The following is a 21050-nucleotide window of genomic DNA, read 5'->3' as shown; positions in this document are numbered from 1 at the left end:
TTTTCTTCAATGTCTCTTCCTGTTATCGATCCAAAACATCCTTTCCAACCAGAATTCGAACCTCTTCTTAGAGAAGTATTGGCGTGCCTCAAAGGTGGGCTTGGCTCTAACTTACATAGTGTTTATGTTTATGGGAGTGTGGCACGTAAGTCGGCGGTTGCAGGAAAATCGAATCTCGATATGGTCGTGGTCACTAAGTCGAGTTTTGAAAACAATCGCGCTACTTTGTTGAACACCATCAAATGGCGTGCTCAACAGGGGCACCCTCACGTTAAAGGTATATCGATCCGCACCGCCTTGGTGAGTGAAGTCGCAAACCTGGACAGTATTTTTACTTGGGGCTTTATGCTCAAACACTGCTGCGTGTGTGTTTACGGAGATGACCTGGCGGATTGCTTTGGTGACTACGTGCCAAGCTGGGAAATTGCCAAACACTGGAACATGGATGTCGAAGACTGGTTATCGGTGTATCGCACTAAGATAGTACAAGCACAAAGCATTGAAGAGCTGGTCAGTGCCCAAGTGACTATCGCTAAGAAACTGCTCCGAGCGTCGTACTCACTTGTCATGTATCGAGACAAACGTTGGTTTGATGACCCGCTTGAATGTGGGGAGCAATTCTTACGATACCACCCAGAAAAGCAGCTTGAGATAGAACGCCTTGGTATTTTGCTTTCTGGACGCGCAATTCCAAAACGTTCTGTGGTTGGGTTACTCGACGGTTTTGGTGATTGGTTGGTGACTCAGTATCAAAAGACCGAATTTCGCATTGGCTAATGTCAGCTAGCGTTAACTCCCTTCAACCTGGAATTTGATTTAGAACAGCCCCATCTGCGGCGCAGATAACTGCTCGAAGTCTGTGCCAATAAACGGCAAAATCGCATCGGCCACTGGCTTCAACTGTTTATCAATATAGTGCTGGTAGTCGATAGGACTATTGCGGTATTCGTGTGGCTCTGGCCCGTTTACAGTAATCAAGTACTCGATTCGACCACGGTTTTGATACTGCAATGGTCTGCCTAATTTAGCGTTGATGTCATCGGCTAGGCGCGCAGCACGTACTTGTGGTGGAATATTCTTTTGGTATTCGTGTAGCTTGCGGCGTAAACGCTTTTGATATACCAGCTGATCATCAAACTCACCATTATTGGTTTTTTCGACCATCTCTCGCACGTAATCACTTGGATCTTCGCCGTGGAAGATCATTTGGTACAAAGTATTTTGGAATCGCTGTGCCAGTGGTGTCCAGTCGGTGCGTGCACTTTCTAATCCTTTGAAGATAATGCGTTCTTGTTCGCCTTCACCAATCAAACCTGCGTAGCGTTTTTTTGAGCCCGTTTCCGCACCACGGATGGTTGGCATCAGGAACTTGCGATAATGGGTTTCGTATTCGAGTTCAAGAATCGAGTTGAGGTTGTACTCACTGCGCAGATGGTCATTCCACCATTGGTTGATGTAGTCGACCAGTTCATTACCAATCTTATCGGCGTCTACTTGGCTGTACGCGCCATTTAAAGACACAAACGTTGAATCGGTGTCGCCATAGATCACTTGATAACCTTTGTCCTCAATCAGAACTTTGGTTTGTTTCATTATTTCGTGGCCACGCATAGTGATGCTCGAAGCAAGGCGGGTATCAAAGAAACGACAGCCAGAAGAACCAAGCACACCATAAAAAGAGTTCATGATGATTTTGATGGCTTGCGAGAACGCTTTTTCGTTGTTCTTCTTTGCGACATCGCGCGCTGCCCAGAGCTTTTCGATCATCTCTGGCAGGAAGTGTTTTTTGCGATGGAACTGACCACCACGAAACCCCGGTACGGCTTCATTGTCTGATTTGCCGATTTCAAGCTGTAAGCCTTCGACTAAACCCATAGGATCGATCAAGAATGAGCGAATGATAGAAGGGTAAAGGCTCTTAAAATCGAGTACCAATACCGAGTCATAAAGGTTTGGGATCGAGTCCATCACATAGCCGCCTGGGCTAGCTATCCAATTTTCGGGATGGAGATTTGGTGCAACATAGCCAGCTCGGTGGATTTGCGGCAAATACAAATTAGTAAAAGCTGCTACTGAGCCCCCGACGCGATCCAGTTCCACACCCGTTAGGCGAGAGCGTTCGATTGCGAAGTCGAGTAGGTGAGTGTGGTCAAAAATCTTGTTGACCAACACACAGTCTTGCAAGTTGTATTTAGCGAGAGAAGGCTTGTCTGAACGGTACATGCGATTGATTTCGTCCATTCGATCATGAACGTTATGAATCTCTTTACCTTCGCCAAGGAGCTCTTGTGAAACCGACTCAAGTGACCAAGAGCGGAAATGGTATGTCGCGGTTTTGAGCGTATCGATACCATCCAGCACCACACGACCAGGGATTGAGATAAAACCTTGTTGGCTTTGCGCGGAGCTGCGGAAGAAACTTGGCTGGTCAGCGCGGCCTAACATCAGCTTCATGTTGTGCCACTCTGCGCACTTGTGTAGCAGGCGGAAATCGAAGTCGATCACGTTCCAGCCAACAATGACGTCTGGGTCGAACTGCTTGAACCAAGCGATCAAAGCATCGAGTAGTGCCTTTTCATCTTTCACCCATTGAATTGCTGTCTCTGCTGGTTCCGGCTCTCCAATCATGAGCACTCGTGAATCGACAGGGCTGTCTAAACCAATCGAATAGAGAATACCTTTTTCTGAACATTCTAAATCTAAGGACACCACGTGTAGCTTCGGCTGGTATTCGCCTGTTCGACACTTTGCGTTTTGGACGCGTTGGAACCCGTTTCGAGATTGTAGATTCCCGGTAAACTCCATGCTGCCTTTAATAAAACGTTCCATCAAATAGCGGTCAGCAAGACGCACGTCGCCTTCGAAATGAACGATGTCATGTTGCTTGAGCTCATCTTGTAGAGCGAACGCGTCTTTTGTCGTTTGCGTGTAACACGCAGCTAAAGGTGTTAGTTGAAAGTTCTTTAGCTCAAGCGCGCGAATGTCGACGGCAATGCGTTTAGAGCTGGCAAGTTGCTTGGTTTGCTCGATGTGCGCCTGTTCAATAAAGAAGACGGGCCTTTCTCCTTGAATCAACAATTGGGTGGGACCATTCTCGGTCGAAAGCCAAAGCTCAATCTGAGTTTGACCTTTGATGTCTCGGGCTTGGCGAGTGAGAAGGAAGCCTTGTTGGATTTTCAATAGAGAAACCTTGTAAATCAATGAAGCACGTATTCTATCATTAAGAACTGTAAAAATAACCAGTAAAAGAGCGCTGCTGAATTTCACCGTTCAAGTGCGTGTCTTAAGGGTGTACAAAAGCGAAGATATCTCGCTTATGGAATAACCATTTATGGGTGATATTGCGTTTTGCTGAGCAAAGTGAAATCTAGTTGCTTGATTTATTGAAGTTTATGTTGTTAATTATCTTGTCTTAAAAATCGGCTTTGCACGCAACACACTCAAATAATAGAGTGGTTTATGAATAAGTTCTTGCCAAACTTTGCGTTTAAGCACATATTCATAGAAAGCAATTTTTTGCCTAATGCGGTAGTATATAGGCACTCATACTGATATCCACATTGACATAAAGTTATGTGGGTGCAGAGCCAATAAAAGCGTGGAGATACAAGTTTGATAAATGTTTTCCTTGTAGATGATCACGAGCTGGTTCGCACAGGGATACGACGTATTATTGAAGACGTCCGTGGAATGAACGTAGCAGGAGAAGCTGACAGCGGTGAAGAAGCAGTAAAATGGTGTCGCAGTAATCATGCAGACGTCGTTTTAATGGATATGAACATGCCAGGAATTGGCGGCTTGGAAGCCACTAAAAAGATTCTTCGCGTGAATCCTGACGTAAAAATCATCGTATTAACCGTTCATACGGAAAATCCGTTCCCAACTAAAGTGATGCAGGCGGGTGCTTCTGGTTACCTAACCAAAGGTGCAGGCCCTGATGAAATGGTTAACGCAATTCGTGTGGTTAACAGTGGGCAGCGTTACATCTCGCCAGAGATTGCGCAGCAGATGGCATTGAGTCAATTCTCACCTGCCTCAGAAAACCCATTTAAAGACCTTTCTGAACGCGAACTGCAGATCATGATGATGATCACTAAAGGGCAGAAAGTAACGGATATTTCTGAACAACTGAATTTAAGTCCAAAAACAGTCAACAGCTACCGCTACCGTCTGTTTAGCAAATTGGACATCAATGGTGACGTTGAGTTAACACACTTAGCGATCCGCCACGGAATGCTGGACACCGAGACCCTTTAGTGTGAATCAACCCTTCGATTCGGCTTCCTTTCTCAAGACAGTAACTCATCAGCCCGGCGTTTACAGAATGTACAACGCCGAGGCTGTTGTCATTTATGTAGGCAAAGCCAAAGATCTCAAAAAGCGCCTCTCAAGCTACTTTCGCAAGAAAGTCGACAGTGAGAAGACCCGCGCTCTCGTAAGTAATATCGCTAAAATTGATGTCACGGTAACCCATACCGAGACGGAAGCGCTCATCCTTGAGCACAACTACATCAAGCAATATTTACCCAAATACAATGTACTTCTGCGTGATGACAAATCGTACCCTTACATTTTCATTAGCGGTCATAAACATCCGCGATTGTCTATGCATCGTGGTGCGAAAAAGCGCAAAGGTGAGTACTTTGGACCATACCCGGATTCTGGTGCGGTACGAGAAACTTTGCACCTTTTGCAGAAAACACTCCCTGTTCGTCAGTGTGAAGATACGGTTTATTCCAACCGTACTCGCCCTTGTTTGATGTACCAAATTGGTCGTTGTGCGGGTCCGTGTGTCAGCACGATTATTTCTGATGAAGAGTACGCCGAGCTGGTGGGTTTTGTGCGTTTATTTTTGCAGGGCAAAGATAAGCAAGTACTTGAGCAGCTCATTGAGAAGATGGAAGTGGCAAGCCAGCAACTTCGTTTTGAAGATGCCGCTAAGTTCCGTGACCAGATCCAAGCGATTCGACGCGTACAAGAACAGCAATACGTTTCAGAAGACAGTATGGACGATATGGACGTACTTGGCTTTGCTCAAGAGAACGGTATCGCATGTATCCATATCTTGATGATTCGTCAGGGTAAGGTGTTAGGCAGTCGCAGTCATTTTCCTAAGATCCCACAGAACACCAGTCAACAAGAAGTATTTGATAGCTTCCTTACTCAGTATTACCTGAGTCATAACGAGGCGCGCACCATTCCGTCCCGTATTATCTTGAATCAAGAGCTGGGTGGTGACATCGAGCCGATCCAGCAAGCTCTGAGTGAAGTGGCAGGACGTAAGGTTCAGTTCCATACCTCTCCAACTGGCTCACGTGGACGTTATCTAAAACTTTCCAATACTAATGCGCTTACTGCCATTACGACCAAAATTAATCACAAGATGACCATCAATCAGCGCTTCAAAGCTCTGAGAGAAGTCTTGGGCATGGAAACTATCGCTCGCATGGAGTGTTTCGATATTTCGCACACGATGGGCGAGAGCACTATTGCCTCTTGTGTGGTGTTCAACAGTGAAGGCCCAGTTAAGCAAGAGTATCGTCGTTACAACATCACAGGCATTACTGGCGGCGATGATTACGCTGCAATGGGACAAGCCTTAGAGCGTCGTTATTCGAAGCAGCTAGATGTAGAGAAGGTTCCTGACATTATCTTTATCGATGGTGGTAAAGGACAACTCAATCGAGCGCATGAGATCATTTCCCAATATTGGGGGGATTGGCCGAAGCGTCCAATCATGATTGGTATTGCCAAAGGCGTTACTCGTAAACCGGGACTTGAAACCTTAATTACCGTAGATGGCGAGGAATTTAACTTGCCAAGTGATGCGCCGGCATTGCACTTGATCCAGCACATCCGAGATGAGAGTCATAACCATGCTATTGCAGGCCATAGAGCGAAACGTGGCAAAACCCGTCGTACCAGTGCTTTAGAGGGGATTGAAGGCGTAGGACCGAAACGTCGTCAAGCCTTACTCAAATACATGGGTGGATTGCAGGAATTGAAGCGTGCAAGTGTCGAAGAAATCGCCAAAGTACCGGGAATTAGTCACTCTTTGGCAGAAATTATTTTCCAAGCATTGAAACAATAAGGAAAATCCCGCAACATTAAGCCGCAATATGTAAGAGAATAATAAAATGCGTTTGAATATCCCGAACATTCTATCTCTACTAAGACTGTTCTTAATCCCAGTTTTTGTGGTTGTTTTCTATCTACCTTACTCTTGGGCGCCTTTTGCAGCAGCAATGGTTTTCTGGGTTGCAGGTTTTACAGATTGGCTTGACGGCATGCTGGCTCGTAAGCTAGGCCAAACGTCTCGCTTTGGTGCTTTCATTGACCCTGTGGCAGATAAAGTACTGGTTGCAACGGCCCTGATTTTGATTACAGAGCATTATCACAGTATTTGGGTGACCATCCCCGCCGTGACTATGATAGCGCGCGAAATCATCATCTCTGCATTGCGTGAATGGATGGCAGAAATCGGTAAGCGAGCCAGTGTGGCAGTTTCTTGGGTTGGCAAAGTAAAAACGGTCTCCCAAATGTTTGCACTCTGGGTTCTGATCTGGCGTTACGATGATTGGATGGTGTGGCTTGGTTTTGGTGCTTTGTATGTTGCGACTTTCCTGACCTACTGGTCAATGGTTCAGTATCTAGCGGCGGCGAAAGACGATTTGCTTAATGAAGAGCACCACTAAAACAATCAAACGCAAATAGCATTTTAAGAAGCAGGCACGTAGCCTGCTTTTTTTATCTAATTCTCAAAGGGCGATAGGAGTGTGATCTAAGTCTTACTTTTAACTGCTCCATACTTTATTCAAGTCTGTTCCGCTGATTATCAGCACTTGAAATCAAGAATAACGCCTTGGAATGGGTAAGGGGAGTAGCCCAATATTCATGATAAACAAGTGTATTTCGAATATTCTCAGTATTAAAACTAATCAATTTACCGTCTTTCGCACAAATTCTGGTCAAACGATTTAAAAAAATAAAAATAGTGTTGACTCGATCGCTCGAATCCGTAGAATGCATCCCGTACCCAAGAGCACAGCTCGAAAGGGTGGTGAAAGGAGTTAAACTTCCTTCACAAATAAGGCGCCTTGGCAGAGTGGCTATGCAGCGGATTGCAAATCCGTGGACCTCGGTTCGACTCCGGGAGGCGCCTCCATTATTCTTTCGAGAGTGAATGACTTTCAAGAATAAATGCGACACTAGCTCAGTTGGTAGAGCGCAACCTTGCCAAGGTTGAGGTCACGAGTTCGAACCTCGTGTGTCGCTCCAAATAAAAATGATACGGCGTTAAGCGGTATTAGATGATGGTGTTTTACTTTTCTGTAAAGGCATCACAAAGAAATTTGTGTGCCCTGGTGGTGGAATTGGTAGACACAAGGGATTTAAAATCCCTCGACGTTCGCGTTGTGCCGGTTCAAGTCCGGCCCGGGGCACCATATCAAAATCTGCGACACTAGCTCAGTTGGTAGAGCGCAACCTTGCCAAGGTTGAGGTCACGAGTTCGAACCTCGTGTGTCGCTCCAGATTCGAAAGCCCAGCATTTATGCTGGGCTTTTTCGTTTATGCTGTTTGAGTCTTCCTTCAGTTCTACTTAGCGACTTCATACATCCAATCGTATTAGAATCCCTCTCTAATCTTGCTTTGGCGCTCTGATGGCGCAGTAAGAAAATGCCTTCTCAGAGCCGCTCAAGCAGGCTGTCCTTATATTTTCTCTTTTCAACCGTTGATGGATTTAAGACGATTTTCTGCGATGCATATCAATATTAATGAAAATGAACCGAGTAAACGTTTGCTGCCGATTGTGATCTAAATCAATATGCAACCTGTGAAAAATATTGCCAGAAGATTTTATTTTGTGATAAATTCGCGCGCAATCTCGGAGCGTATTATTACGACTTTGATTCTCTGGGGGATACGCGTAATGACCATTCAAGCTGATTGTGACATTACGTAGGGTAGGTATCGGCAAAGCCATTTGTCGATAGACGGGATACTAGTGCTGTAAGAAGCAGCATGTTAATGGGAAACCCAACATTGAAACCTTTAAACAAACACACACTAATCAGCTTCATACTGCCGAAATGTCCCGTTTTACAAAACGGATGCATTACGGAACCTTGATTACTCTCCAAGCACAATAAAAGTCGCGTTCGTCGTGACGGGTTATCTGTATTTGTCGTTTAAGTAACGATGAATGCGGAGGTATATCTGTATTTCCTGTTATTTAATACTAACAAGAATAAATACAGGAAAGAGAATCATTATAATTCAAGGGATTATGTAGTATGAGCACTGCCTTTGAAGTCGATAACACTATCGCAAATTACTTTTCCTCTCAGGTTCCTGTTGTTGAAGGAACGTATGACCTAACTCCTGATCAAGTGCTTCTTGAACAGGCTGAACATGAATCTGAGGTTCGTTCTTACCCACGTCGTTTACCTATCGCGATTAAACAAGCTTATGGCTGTTTGGTCGAAGATACGCGAGGCCAGATCTTCTTAGACTGTCTTGCTGGCGCGGGTACTTTGGCTCTAGGTTACAACCATCCAGAAATTAACCAAGCGCTAAAAGAACAATTGGACTCTGGTCTGCCGTACCAAACTCTGGATATCGCGACATCTGCGAAAACGCATTTTATTAAGTCTGTTAAAGGCTTTCTTCCTCAAGAACTGAGTGACAACTGCGTGATTCAGTTCTGTGGCCCTTCTGGTGCAGACGCGGTTGAGGCAGCAATCAAGCTGGCCAAACAAACCACGGGTCGTAACACCATGTTTGCTTTCCGCGGTGCCTACCACGGCATGACGAACGGCACTATGGGTATGATGGGGAACTTGGGCACCAAAGCTCGTCGTACTGGTTTGATGTCAGACGTGCACTTCATGCCTTTCCCTTACAGCTTGCGCTGTCCGTTTGGTCTAGGTGGTGACGAAGGGGCGAAAGCGAGCATTCGTTACATCGAACGTCTACTGAACGACGACGAAGCCGGTATCATGAAGCCTGCTGCAATCATTGTAGAGCCAGTGCAAGGTGAAGGCGGTGTTATTCCTGCTCCTGCATTTTGGCTACGTGAATTGCGCCGCATCTGTGGCGATCACGGTATCCTACTGATTTTTGATGAAATTCAATGTGGTGTCGGTAAGTCGGGCTACAACTTCGCATTCGAAGAAGCGGGCATTGTTCCTGATATTTTGTGTTTGTCTAAAGCGATCGGTGGTGGCTTGCCAATGTCACTATTGGTGATCAACAAGCAACACGATACATGGAAGCCAGGTGAGCACACTGGTACGTTCCGTGGCAACCAACTTGCTATGGTGTCAGGTGCGAAGGCACTAGAAATCATCCAACGCGACAATCTTGTTGAGCATGCAAATGTTGCAGGCCAGTACCTACGCTTTGGTCTTGAGAGCATTCAAAAACGCGTTAACTGTATCGCGGATGTTCGCGGTAAAGGTTTAATGTTGGGTGTAGAAATTAAGAATCCAAACTGCAAACTCAATAAGTTCGGTGAGCCTTTGTCGGATGGCCAGCTTACTCTTGATATTCAACGCGCGGCTCTTGAACGTGGCTTGATGGTAGAAAAAGGTGGCCGTGATGGCTCTGTGATTCGTTTCCTTCCGCCACTTATCATTTCTTTCGAGCAAATTGACTTTGCACTTCGAGTTCTGGAAGACGCAATCCTCGCTGCAGGCGGTAGTCATGTTGAAGCAGACCCGCAAGAAGAGTGGAAAAAGCACTTTATTCATACAGGTGAACTTGGCAGCGCTGAATTTGCATCGGTAATGAACCATACGACTGCGGCGATGAAGTCGGTATTCGAAAAGGTCAATGCGCCATACTCTGGTATGAACCCTAAATTGCTGGAAACGGCAATCAACGCGATCGACTTGGACAACAAAAACGCACCGCTCAAATCTGTAATTGATGAGGCGGCTGAGCTTGTCGCGAAGAATGCAATCTTCACTCAGCACCCAGATTGTATTGCTCACCTGCACACGCCTCCTTTGATGCCTGCGGTAGCGGCAGAAGCCATGATTGCAGCGCTGAACCAATCAATGGATTCATGGGATCAAGCGTCTTCTGCGACTTACGTAGAGCAAAAGGTGATTAACTGGCTGTGCGACAAGTATGAGCTTGGTGAGAAGGCGGATGGCATCTTCACCAGCGGTGGCACGCAGAGCAACCAGATGGGCTTAATGCTAGCGCGTGACTGGGTTGCAGACAAGCTAAGTAACCACTCAATTCAGAAGCTGGGTCTTCCAGAATACGCGGACAAACTTCGTATCGTATGTTCGAAGAAATCGCACTTCACGGTTCAAAAGTCAGCATCTTGGATGGGACTGGGTGAGAAAGCCGTGATGACTGTCGATGCGAACGCTGACGGAACGATGGATGTTACTCAGTTAGATCACGTTTTAACGAAGGCAAAAGCAGAAGGTTTGATTCCATTCGCTATTGTTGGCACAGCAGGTACGACCGATCACGGTGCAATTGACGATCTAAACTTCATTGCGGATATGGCAGCGAAACATGAAATGTGGATGCACGTTGATGGCGCTTATGGCGGTGCACTGATTCTGAGCAGCCACAAATCGCGCCTGAAAGGTGTAGAGCGTGCGCACTCGATCAGTGTCGACTTCCACAAACTGTTCTACCAAACAATCAGCTGTGGCGCATTGTTGGTGAACGATAAGTCGAACTTTAAGTTCCTACTTCATCATGCTGACTACTTGAACCGCGAACACGATGAGCTACCTAACTTGGTAGACAAATCTATCGCAACGACGAAGCGTTTTGATGCATTGAAAGTCTTTATGACGATGCAAAACGTTGGTCCTAAGGCGCTTGGTGACATGTACGATCACCTTTTAGTACAAACGCAGCAAGTTGCTGACATGGTTCGCGCCCATGAAGAGTTCGAGCTTCTGGCTGAGCCTGCACTTTCAACGGTTCTATTCCGCGCAACCAATGTACGTACAAACAACGCGTCTGCAGATTTAGATGAACTAAACAAAGCGTTGCGTCTTGAAGCGTTGACTCGCGGTATCGCAGTTCTCGGTGAAACCATCGTTGATGGTAAGACCGCTCTTAAATTTACGATTTTGAATCCTTGTCTGACGACAGCGGACTTTGAATCTTTGCTCTTGAAAATCAACACGCTAGCCGTTGAGCTAGTTTAATAAAGGTAACGGAAAACTATGGCAATTCTACAGATTGGTGCAGGCGGCGTTGGCTGGGTTGTTGCACATAAAGCAGCACAAAACAACGACGTTCTGGGTGATATCACAATCGCATCACGTACTATTGGTAAGTGTGAGAAGATCATCGAATCGATTCAGAAGAAAAATAACCTGAAAGATTCAGCTAAGAAACTAGAAGCGCGTGCAGTGAACGCTGATGACGTAGATTCTCTAGTTGCTCTTATTGAAGAAGTTAAACCGGATCTAGTAATCAACGCGGGTCCTCCGTGGGTTAACATGCCAATCATGGAAGCGTGTTACCGAGCAAAAGTTTCATACCTAGATACATCAGTGGCGGTTGACCTATGTTCTGAAGGTCAACAAGTTCCAGAAGCTTACGACTGGCAATGGGGCTACCGTGAGAAGTTCGAAGAAGCGGGCATCACTGGTATTCTAGGTGCGGGTTTCGATCCAGGCGTAGTATCGGTATTTGCAGCGTATGCAGTGAAACATCTGTTTGATGAGATTGATACAATCGACGTTATGGACGTGAACGCAGGCGACCACGGCAAGAAGTTCGCAACTAACTTTGACCCAGAAACGAACATGCTAGAGATCCAAGGTGATTCCTTCTACTGGGAAAACGGCGAGTGGAAGCAAGTACCTTGTCACTCTCGTATGCTAGAGTTCGATTTCCCGAACTGTGGTTCACACAAAGTTTACTCAATGGCGCACGATGAAGTTCGTTCGATGAAAGAATTCATCCCAGCAAAACGCATTGAGTTCTGGATGGGTTTCGGTGACCGTTACCTAAACTACTTCAACGTAATGCGTGATATTGGCCTACTAAGTCCAGAACCACTAACGCTACACGACGGTACAGTCGTTCAACCTCTACACGTACTAAAAGCGATGTTACCTGATCCAACGTCTCTAGCACCTGGTTATACTGGCCTAACGTGTATCGGTACTTGGGTTCAAGGTAAGAAAGACGGTAAAGAGCGCAGCGTATTTATCTACAACAACGCAGACCACAAAGTCGCGTACGAAGATGTTGAACACCAAGCGATCTCTTACACGACAGGTGTTCCTGCAATTACTGCAGCACTGCAATTCTTCCGTGGCAAGTGGGCTGATAAAGGCGTGTTCAACATGGAACAGCTAGACCCAGATCCGTTCCTAGAAACGATGCCAATGATCGGTCTAGATTGGCATGTTCAGGAGTTGGAAGCAGGTCAAGGCTTACCGTTGATTCACGAACTAAACAAATAAGTTTTATCATTAAACTTATTTAGATAATTTGAGCAGTCATGGCGTAAAGCCGTGGCTGCTTTTGTCGTATTTGAGGTTAACCCCTCCCAGCCTCCTCTTAAAAAGGGGAGGAGCAAAGACCGGCCGAGCTTAGTTTCAAATCTTCCACTGTTAAAAGGGGGGAAGCTGAGGCAAACCGAGAACAGTTTCCACTTTCCTTTTTAAAGGGAGGAGCAAAAACAGACTGTTCGTGGCTTCAATCTTTTCACTTTTTGGCAAGAGTAGAGGTGGCTTGGTTTAATCCTCCTTTTTAAGGGGGAGTTAGAGGGGGTTAATCGTTGATAAATGGTGAGTTATGAGCAAAGAACAACTTAAAACCCCGTACTTCATGATCAATGAAGACAAGTTGGTTGAGAACCTAGAAAAAGCAAAGCAGCTAAAAGACATTTCTGGTGTGAAGCTGGTATTGGCACTGAAGTGCTTCTCAACATGGGGCGTATTCGACATCATCAAGCCTTACTTAGATGGCACGACTAGCTCTGGCCCGTTTGAAGTGAAGCTTGGCTACGAAACTTTCGGTGGTGAGACTCACGCATACAGCGTTGGCTACAGCGAAGACGATGTTCGTGAAGTAGCGGATATCTGTGACAAGATGATTTTCAACTCGCAGTCACAGCTAGCAGCTTACCGTCATATCGTTGAGGGCAAAGCGTCTATTGGTCTTCGCCTTAACCCTGGCGTAAGCTACGCAGGTCAAGACTTAGCGAATCCTGCTCGTCAGTTCTCTCGTCTTGGCGTACAAGCTGACCACATCAAGCCAGAAATTTTCGATGGCATTGATGGCGTGATGTTCCACATGAACTGTGAGAACAAAGACGTAGACGCATTTATTGGTTTGCTTGATTCGATTTCAGAACAGTTTGGCGAGTACCTAAACAAGCTAGACTGGGTGAGCATGGGCGGTGGTGTATTCTTCACATGGCCAGGCTATGGCATCGAGAAATTAGGCCTAGCGCTGAAAGCCTTCTCTGAAAAACACGGCGTACAAATGTACTTAGAGCCAGGAGAGGCAATCATCACAAAAACGACCGACCTTGTCGTGACCGTGGTAGATATTGTTGAGAACGTGAAGAAGACGGCGATTGTTGACTCAGCAACAGAAGCGCACCGCTTGGATACCCTTATCTACAATGAGCCTGCGTCTATCCTAGAAGCATCAGAAAACGGCGAGCACGAATACGTGATTGGTTCTTGCTCTTGCTTAGCGGGTGATCAGTTCTGTGTGGCGAACTTCGAACAGCCATTAGAAATTGGTCAGCGTCTACACATTCTGGACAGTGCGGGTTACACCATGGTGAAGCTAAACTGGTTCAATGGTCTGCGCATGCCATCGGTATATTGTGAGCGTTCAAGTGGCGAGATTCAAAAACTGAACGAGTTTGATTACTCAGATTTCAAACGCTCTTTATCTCAATGGTCAGTGAAGTAGCTATCTTTGCTTGACGTAAAAAGTGGTTGAACGTGAAAAGAGCAGCACAACGCTGCTCTTTTTTATTTGGGCATTGATATTGGAATGTGCATCGGGGGCGGAGGTTAGCCTTCCACAATCACACGGGTATCTTCACTGAGTGATTCCAGCTCGTTGGCCACATCATCGATTTCCAATTCGCTAGGTAGCTTGATGGCCATCTTCGCACTGAATAGGCTAGAGCTGACCCCACCACCGCCGGCAATGAACACACGTTGGCAGTCCATATCTAAGATTGAAATCCCTTGTCCATCGAGTACGTGAGTAATCTCATTGACAATACCCGCGCGGTCATTGGCGTCGAGACGTAATTGGAAAACCGTATCCTCTCGATGAGAGTGTGGCTCAGAATCGACGAACTTGACGATAAGAGTCTGGCAAGCGGAAAACGCATCTTTTACTGTGTCGGTGTTTTCTTCAGGAAGCTCCACTTTGATTACGCCAGCGACTTGGTCTTCAATAAAGTTCACTTTACTGATGAGCCATTTTCCATCGTTTTCATGTGTAACAGCAGCAAGTTGTTTGATGGTCGCTGGTGATGCCTGACCGACGAAATTAACGATAAACACAGTGTTCATAATGTCCCCTCCCGGAATAAGGTTTGGACGCGGCACGGTTAGACGTATCGCTATAGTTATTTGGGCTTAAGGTTCAAGAACTTAAGTTATTGGAATTTTTCCTTAATTTCAGTGTAGGTGCTGGGGGAGGGTTATGTTTGACAGAGGTCAATTTTTGACGCTAATTCGTGACTCAAATAATGAAAACTTCGCTTGGGGCACAAAAAAGCAGCCCGTGAGCTGCTCTTTAAATGTTTGGTTTTAGAAGGTTACCTTCATTTCAAAACCGTAGAAGACATTGTCGTAGCTTGCGCCAGAGTCCATCGCGAATTTCGCGGCGTCTTGGTTACCGAACCAAGGCGAAGAGCTGAATTGGAACTCTGCGCTGCCACCCCAAGCATCGGATATCCAGTAATGGATATGGCCAATTGGGTTGAGGAAGAACAAAGATACGTCACCCATCGTCTCTGAACCCATTACTTCACCGCCGCCAGTAATAATGTCTTGCTCAGCAGTTAACATCATTTCACCGACCACAGCACCAAAAAATGGAGTAATAAATAAGTCTTGCCATGATGGGACTTCCGCAAACGCTTCTACACCGTATTCCCAGAAGAATGCCGACATGGTTGCAGAGTATAGGAAGGATTCAAATTCGTTATAGCCCGCGTGGCGCGACGCTGTGTAGTAAACACCACCGAAGTAAGGATGCATAACGTAGTTTAGGAAGTGTTCGTCACGATCCCAAACCGGACCGCTAGAGACGTTATCTTTCCACTTGCTGCCGAGTTTGCTCATGTCGCGATCTTCGTCATCCCACTTAGTGATGCTTTCAGGCAGCAACGTCATCAAACCCACAGTCGCCACACTCAAACCAAGGATGGTGTAAGTTTGACCCATAAGGTAGTCCCAATCCTTGTCTTTTGGAACGATAAGATGCTTTGGTTGAAGACCTGCGTCGAGATTTAAAGAATCATCGCTATCTAACCCCATCGCATAGCGAGGATTTTGTGGCTCAAAGCTATACAGAGTGGTTGTTTCGCAGTAACCTGACAGGCAATCAGGCGTGTAAGAAAACTCGATATGGTTACTCATATCGTACTGGCTCGCATTTGCCGCAGCAGACGCAGTCAGAACAAGACCACTTAGCGTTTTCTTGAACATGGATGATTTTGACACAGAGGTCTCCGAGTTATTGGTTTGATGATCGGGCTCACAATTATCCCTCAAAAGAACAGCCATTTAAATACTTGACCTAAATTTAATCTCAACAAATTCACTAAGAGATTAGTCTAATAAAATAAAAACGATATAGGCATAATGTCGAAAAAATGTGGATTTTGCCTATTTTTAGGAGTCAGATGTGAAAATTGCTATGCTTAGTACCGGAGAAGAAGTCCTTCACGGTGACATTGTTGATACAAATTCAGCTTGGGTGTCGAGTTTGTTTTATCAGCATGGATTTGGCTTAACCAAGCGTTCGACCGTTGGTGACAAACAGTCGAGCCTTATCGAAGAATTCCTTATGCTCAGCTTCAATAACGATGTCGTGATCGTTAATGGTGGTTTGGGCCCAACTACAGACGACATGAGCGCCGCTGCAGCGGCAAAAGCTGCCGAATGTAAGCTGGTGCTATTCAAAGACTGGCTGGATCATCTGGAGGCGATGTACGCTCGTCGTGGTATCCCAATGCCGGATAGTAACCTCAAGCAAGCGATGTTGCCAGAGACAGCAGAAATCGTGGATAACCCAATAGGCACGGCATGTGGCTTTAAAATGCGGATTAATGACGCGGTGTTCTACTTTACGCCGGGTGTGCCAAGCGAATTCAAACTGATGGCAGAAACGCAAATTCTGCCAGACTTGAAGAGGCTATTCCCTGAAGTTGAGAGTGCATCTTGCAGCCGTATTTATACCTTTGGCCTGTCAGAGTCTGGTATCTCAGACAAACTAGACCAAATGAAATTGCCACAGGGTTATGAGCTTGGTTACCGCTCTTACTTGCCGTTTATCGAGGTGAAGCTATTCGGTCCTTCTAATCAGGTAGAACAGCGAATGAAGCTGATGCAACTGATTCACAAGCACCTTGAAACGAATACGGTGAGCGTAGATGTGCCGATGGTTGAGCATGTAGGCCAAATGCTGATAGATAAAGGACTGACATTGTCCGTTTCAGAGAAAAGCAGTGCAGGCCACTTAACCTATTGGCTTAACAGTGATGAGAACGTCGAAAAGCAGTTTGGTCATGGTTGGGTATTAGCAGGTCAAAGCCAAACCATTACCGACGAGGGAGACCCATTAGCAGCGACCTTTGCGCTGGCGGGTGCGACGCGCGAGAAGTGCGGCACGGATTTAGCGCTAGTGACCGGAAAGCTTGAAGAGGGAGTATTTTCCGTGGCGCTTTCTACCTCAACAGGTGAGTGGGGGGCGTTATATAAGTTATCGAGAAAATATCAGCGCGACGACCAAGTGAAAGTTATCAGTGCGGCCGCGTTAGACCTGTTACGCCGTTACCTAGAACGTAAACCAATGTCGGCTCAATATGCTTTCTTAGAAAAAGTGAAGGAGATGCATATCCCGAGCAGTGCGATTTGAAGCATGCTTTAACTGTTTTCGCCCTTAAACCGCAACATTATTGCGTAAATACATTTAAGGGCGAGATACCTATCTCAGGACGAGACGACAGGTAGCAAAAAGCCAAGGCGTGTTGCCTTGGCTTTATTGTATTTGCTTAGCTGGTTTTGGACTAGGCGCGTTTTTCTTTCATCGCATAGTTCACACCGCTAAGTGAAAGGTCTGATTTCGCCTTACAAATACAAGGCAGTATCTCATCAGGCTGAGTATAAGCCATGGCAAAACCAACGTACTCCACTTCACCCGACTCCAACTTACAACGACAAGCACCACAGTGGCCGTCGCGACAGTTGTATTCAGGTAATAAGCCTGCTTGTTCCATCGTCTCCAAAATCGTATTGGATGGGTTGGACTCAATACTTACGAGTTTGTTGATTTTGATATTTGCCATTACAACTCAAATCCTTCGAAGTCGTCTGCACTTACTTCATTGTCAATCTGACCAACAAGATATGAAGAGATTTCTGCTTCTTGCGGTGCAACCTGAACGTTATCCGATGATAACCAAGCGTTGATCCATGGGATAGGGTTTGATGTCGCTTCAGGGTACGCTGCTGGCAGACCTACCGCTTGCATACGGATATTAGTGATGTACTCAACGTATTGGCTCAGGATGTCTTTGTTCAGACCGATCATTGAACCGTCTTTAAATAGGTACTCAGCCCATTCTTTTTCTTGCTCAGCTGCTTCTTTGAACAGGTCAAAACACTCTTGTTTTGCTTCTTCAGCGATCTGCATGAATAAGAAGTCATCTTGACCGTTACGTAGCAGGTTGATCATGTGTTGCGTGCCGCTCAAATGAAGTGCTTCATCACGAGCGATCAGCTTGATGATTTTCGCGTTACCTTCCATTAGCTCACGTTCTGCGAATGCAAATGAACATGCGAAGCTTACGTAGAAACGGATTGCTTCAAGCGCGTTTACCGACATGAGACAGATGTACAGTTTCTTCTTCAGATCGTACAGGCTAACTTTAACCGTTTCGCCATTCAGAGCATGTTCACCTTCACCGTAACGGTGGTAGTCGTTTGTCGCTTGAATTAGGTCATCGTAGTAGTGTGCAATGTCTTTCGCACGCTTAAGGATGTGTTCGTTTTCAACGATATCGTCAAATACAACACTTGGGTCATTCACGATGTTACGGATGATGTGTGTGTACGAACGAGAGTGAATCGTTTCAGAGAAAGACCATGTCTCAATCCATGTTTCAAGCTCAGGCAGAGAAACAAGTGGAAGCAGTGCAACGTTAGGGCTACGGCCTTGAATTGAGTCAAGCAGCGTTTGGTACTTCAGGTTTGAGATGAAAATGTGTTTCTCGTGCTCAGGTAGCTTGTTGTAGTCGATACGATCACTTGAAACGTCAACTTCTTCTGGACGCCAGAAGAAAGACAGTTGCTTTTCGATTAGTTTTTCGAAGATCTCGAATTTTTGTTGGTCGTAACGAGCAACGTTCACTGATTGACCTAGGAACATTGGTTCCTTTAGCTGGTCGTTTTTTTTCTGGTTAAAAGTACTGTAAGCCATAATGCCTCAATTCCTTTTAGACCTCCCCAAAAGGGGAGGTATTCGATTATTTGTTTCTACGGATTGTTAGGGTGCGGGAGATTAAATCTTACAACCGCCGCCTTCACAATCGTCATCTTGCGTTTGAACTGCGTCTTTCTGGTCGTCTTTCGCGCCGTCACGAGTGTTATGGTAGTAAAGTGTCTTCACACCAAACTTGTACGCAGTTAGAAGGTCTTGAAGAAGTTTCTTCATTGGAACCTTACCGCTCTCATAACCAGAAGGGTCATAGTTTGTGTTTGCAGAGATCGCTTGGTCAACGAATTTCTGCATGATGCCCACAAGGTGTAGGTAACCGTCGTTAGAACCGATGTTCCAAAGCAGTTCGTAGTTGTCTTTCAGCTCAGCAAAATCTGGCACAACTTGCTTCAAGATGCCGTCTTTCGACGCTTTAACAGACACGAAACCACGTGGTGGCTCAATACCGTTTGTTGCGTTAGAGATCTGAGAAGAAGTCTCAGATGGCATTAGCGCAGTCAGTGTTGAGTTACGTAGACCGTGTTCCATGATTTCTTGACGTAGGCTGTCCCAATCGTAGTGCAGCTCTTCTTCACAAATTAGATCAACGTCTTTCTTGTAAGTGTCGATTGGCAGTAGACCTTTCGCGTAGTTCGTTTCGTGGAACGAAGGACACTTACCTTGCTCTTTCGCAAGCGCTACAGAGGCTTTCAATAGGTAGTACTGAATCGCTTCAAATGTACGGTGAGTTAGGCCGTTTGCGCTGCCGTCAGAGTACTTAACGCCATTCTTCGCTAGGTAGTATGCGAAGTTGATAACGCCAACACCCAGCGTACGACGGTTCATTGTCGACTTGTAAGCTGCTGGTAGTGGGTAATCTTGGTAATCAAGCAGAGCGTCTAGTGCACGTACTACAAGCTCAGATAGCTCTTCGAAATCATCTAGAGATTTGATAGCACCAAGGTTAAACGCAGAAAGCGTACATAGTGCGATCTCACCTGAATCATCTTCAACGTTTTTCAGAGGTTTAGTTGGCAGTGCGATTTCCAAACATAGGTTTGATTGACGAACTGGCGCAACTTCTGAATCGAACGGGCTGTGAGTATTACAGTGGTCCACGTTCTGAATGTAGATACGGCCTGTTGATGCACGCTCTTGCATTAGCAGAGTGAACATCTCAATTGCTTTAACGGTCTCTTTCTTGATTGAAGGATCGTTTTCGTATTTCACGTATAGACGTTCGAACTCTTCTTGGTTTTCGAAGAATGCGTCGTATAGACCAGGTACGTCAGACGGTGAGAATAGCGTGATGTTGCCACCTTCCACTAGGCGTTGGTACATCAGTTTGTTCAACTGAACACCGTAGTCCATGTGACGAACACGGTTCTCTTCTACACCACGGTTGTTCTTAAGCACCAATAGTGAGCGGGCTTCACCGTGCCATAGTGGGTAGAACACCGTTGCTGCACCGCCACGAACACCACCTTGCGAACAACATTTCACTGCTGTTTGGAAGTATTTGTAGAATGGGATACAACCTGTGTGGAATGCTTCACCACCGCGGATTTCAGAACCTAGCGCACGGATACGACCTGCGTTGATACCGATACCTGCACGTTGAGAAACGTAACGCACGATAGAGCTTGCTGTTGCGTTGATAGAATCAAGGCTATCGCCACATTCGATCAGTACGCATGAGCTGAACTGACGAGTAGGCGTACGTACACCAGACATGATCGGTGTAGGCAGAGAAATCTTAAATGTCGATGTCGCATCGTAGAAACGCTTGATGTAGTCAAGACGCGTTTCTCTCGGGTAGTTAGCGAACAGGCAAGCAGACACTAGAATGTAAAGGAACTGAGCACTTTCGTAGATCTCGCCTGATACACGGTTTTGTACAAAGTACTTACCTTCTAGCTGTTTTACGGCTGCGTAAGAGAAATCAAGATCGCGCTTGTGGTCGATGTACGCATCAAGCTCGTCTAATTCCGCTTTTGTGTAGTCTTCTAGGATGTGCTTATCGTACTTACCCATATCAACAAGACGAGCTACGTGGTCATGCAACGTTGGCGGCTCGTATTGGCCGTATGCTTTTTTACGTAGGTGAAATACCGCTAGGCGAGCAGCTAGGTATTGGTAGTCCGGTGTCTCTTCTGAAATCAGGTCTGCAGCAGACTTGATCATCGTCTCGTGGATATCTGACGTGGTGATGCCGTCATAAAACTGGATGTGAGCACGTAATTCTACTTGTGATACTGAAACGTTGTTAAGACCTTCGGCAGCCCAAGTAATAACGCGATGGATTTTCTCCAGATCGATAGTTTCTTTGCGGCCATCACGCTTAGTGACGGTAAGTTGTTGGTTCATTCTGC

Annotated in this window: 14 protein-coding genes and 4 tRNA genes; 12 read left to right on the top strand and 6 right to left on the bottom strand. The window is 45.9% G+C overall.

Translation table 11 applies throughout. The features are described from left to right. Positions 1-9: 9 nt before the first annotated feature. Positions 10-777, top strand: a complete 768-nt coding sequence (locus tag A8140_RS10135; protein WP_005530471.1) for a nucleotidyltransferase family protein — start codon at positions 10-12, stop codon at positions 775-777. A 39-nt stretch (positions 778-816) separates the two neighbouring features. Here A8140_RS10135 and A8140_RS10130 read toward each other — a convergent pair whose 3' ends face one another. Next, positions 817-3180: a DNA polymerase II gene (locus A8140_RS10130; RefSeq protein ID WP_005530469.1), complete on the bottom strand. Its 2364-nt coding sequence runs from the start codon at positions 3178-3180 to the stop codon at positions 817-819. 432 nt (positions 3181-3612) lie between these two features. Between A8140_RS10130 and uvrY the strand changes: the two genes are divergently transcribed. From uvrY to nspC, 10 genes are all read left to right on the top strand, one after another. Then, complete coding sequence (uvrY, locus tag A8140_RS10125; protein WP_005434947.1) at positions 3613-4257, top strand: UvrY/SirA/GacA family response regulator transcription factor; 645 nt, start codon at positions 3613-3615, stop codon at positions 4255-4257. A gap of 1 nt (position 4258) precedes the next feature. Beyond that, positions 4259-6091 (top strand): excinuclease ABC subunit UvrC, encoded by a 1833-nt coding sequence (gene uvrC / locus A8140_RS10120; protein WP_005530467.1) that lies wholly within the window; start codon positions 4259-4261, stop codon positions 6089-6091. A gap of 46 nt (positions 6092-6137) precedes the next feature. Further along, a complete protein-coding gene (gene pgsA, locus A8140_RS10115; protein ID WP_005530466.1) occupies positions 6138-6695 on the top strand; it encodes a CDP-diacylglycerol--glycerol-3-phosphate 3-phosphatidyltransferase in 558 nt (185 codons plus the stop codon). A 396-nt stretch (positions 6696-7091) separates the two neighbouring features. Then, positions 7092-7165, top strand: a tRNA-Cys gene (locus A8140_RS10110). Positions 7166-7202: 37 nt separating this feature from the next. After that, positions 7203-7278, top strand: a tRNA-Gly gene (locus tag A8140_RS10105). Between the two features lie 80 nt (positions 7279-7358). Then, positions 7359-7445: transfer RNA gene (locus tag A8140_RS10100), tRNA-Leu, on the top strand. 11 nt (positions 7446-7456) lie between these two features. Continuing rightward, positions 7457-7532 (top strand) — tRNA-Gly (locus tag A8140_RS10095). Positions 7533-8294: 762 nt separating this feature from the next. After that, positions 8295-11186, top strand: a complete 2892-nt coding sequence (locus A8140_RS10090) for a pyridoxal phosphate-dependent class III aminotransferase (protein WP_005530464.1) — start codon at positions 8295-8297, stop codon at positions 11184-11186. Positions 11187-11204: 18 nt separating this feature from the next. After that, positions 11205-12458: a carboxynorspermidine synthase gene (locus A8140_RS10085; RefSeq protein ID WP_005530461.1), complete on the top strand. Its 1254-nt coding sequence runs from the start codon at positions 11205-11207 to the stop codon at positions 12456-12458. Positions 12459-12792: 334 nt separating this feature from the next. Next, positions 12793-13926, top strand: coding sequence for a carboxynorspermidine decarboxylase (gene nspC / locus A8140_RS10080; RefSeq protein WP_005530459.1), 1134 nt, complete (start codon positions 12793-12795; stop codon positions 13924-13926). A gap of 104 nt (positions 13927-14030) precedes the next feature. On the opposite strand, the gene A8140_RS10075 is transcribed toward nspC, so the two are convergent. Together A8140_RS10075 and A8140_RS10070 are read right to left on the bottom strand one after the other, a co-directional pair. Then, on the bottom strand, positions 14031-14543 hold the full coding sequence (locus A8140_RS10075) for a glycine cleavage system transcriptional repressor (protein WP_005530456.1): 513 nt from the start codon (positions 14541-14543) through the stop codon (positions 14031-14033). Positions 14544-14783: 240 nt separating this feature from the next. Then, positions 14784-15686, bottom strand: a complete 903-nt coding sequence (locus A8140_RS10070) for a DUF3943 domain-containing protein (protein WP_005530454.1) — start codon at positions 15684-15686, stop codon at positions 14784-14786. A 199-nt stretch (positions 15687-15885) separates the two neighbouring features. Here A8140_RS10070 and A8140_RS10065 point away from each other — a divergent pair, with 199 nt between their 5' ends. After that, a complete protein-coding gene (locus A8140_RS10065; protein WP_005530452.1) occupies positions 15886-17118 on the top strand; it encodes a CinA family nicotinamide mononucleotide deamidase-related protein in 1233 nt (410 codons plus the stop codon). 151 nt (positions 17119-17269) lie between these two features. On the opposite strand, the gene yfaE is transcribed toward A8140_RS10065, so the two are convergent. The 3 genes from yfaE to nrdA all read right to left on the bottom strand — a co-directional run bounded on the left by yfaE (position 17270) and on the right by nrdA (position 21045). Beyond that, complete coding sequence (gene yfaE, locus A8140_RS10060; RefSeq protein WP_005530451.1) at positions 17270-17548, bottom strand: class I ribonucleotide reductase maintenance protein YfaE; 279 nt, start codon at positions 17546-17548, stop codon at positions 17270-17272. Beyond that, positions 17548-18681, bottom strand: a complete 1134-nt coding sequence (gene nrdB / locus A8140_RS10055; RefSeq protein ID WP_005530449.1) for a class Ia ribonucleoside-diphosphate reductase subunit beta — start codon at positions 18679-18681, stop codon at positions 17548-17550. The genes yfaE and nrdB overlap by 1 nt, the downstream gene beginning before the upstream one ends. Before the next feature lie 81 nt (positions 18682-18762). Further along, entirely contained in the window at positions 18763-21045 is a 2283-nt protein-coding gene (gene nrdA, locus A8140_RS10050) for a class 1a ribonucleoside-diphosphate reductase subunit alpha (protein ID WP_005530447.1), read from the bottom strand. Between the last annotated feature and the right edge of the window lie 5 nt (positions 21046-21050).

The sequence above is a fragment of the Vibrio campbellii CAIM 519 = NBRC 15631 = ATCC 25920 genome (assembly GCF_002163755.1).
GTDB classification, from domain to species: Bacteria; Pseudomonadota; Gammaproteobacteria; order Enterobacterales; family Vibrionaceae; genus Vibrio; species Vibrio campbellii.
The sequence above is the reverse complement of the archived record's forward strand: the minus strand, read 5'-3'. Positions and strand labels throughout refer to the sequence as shown.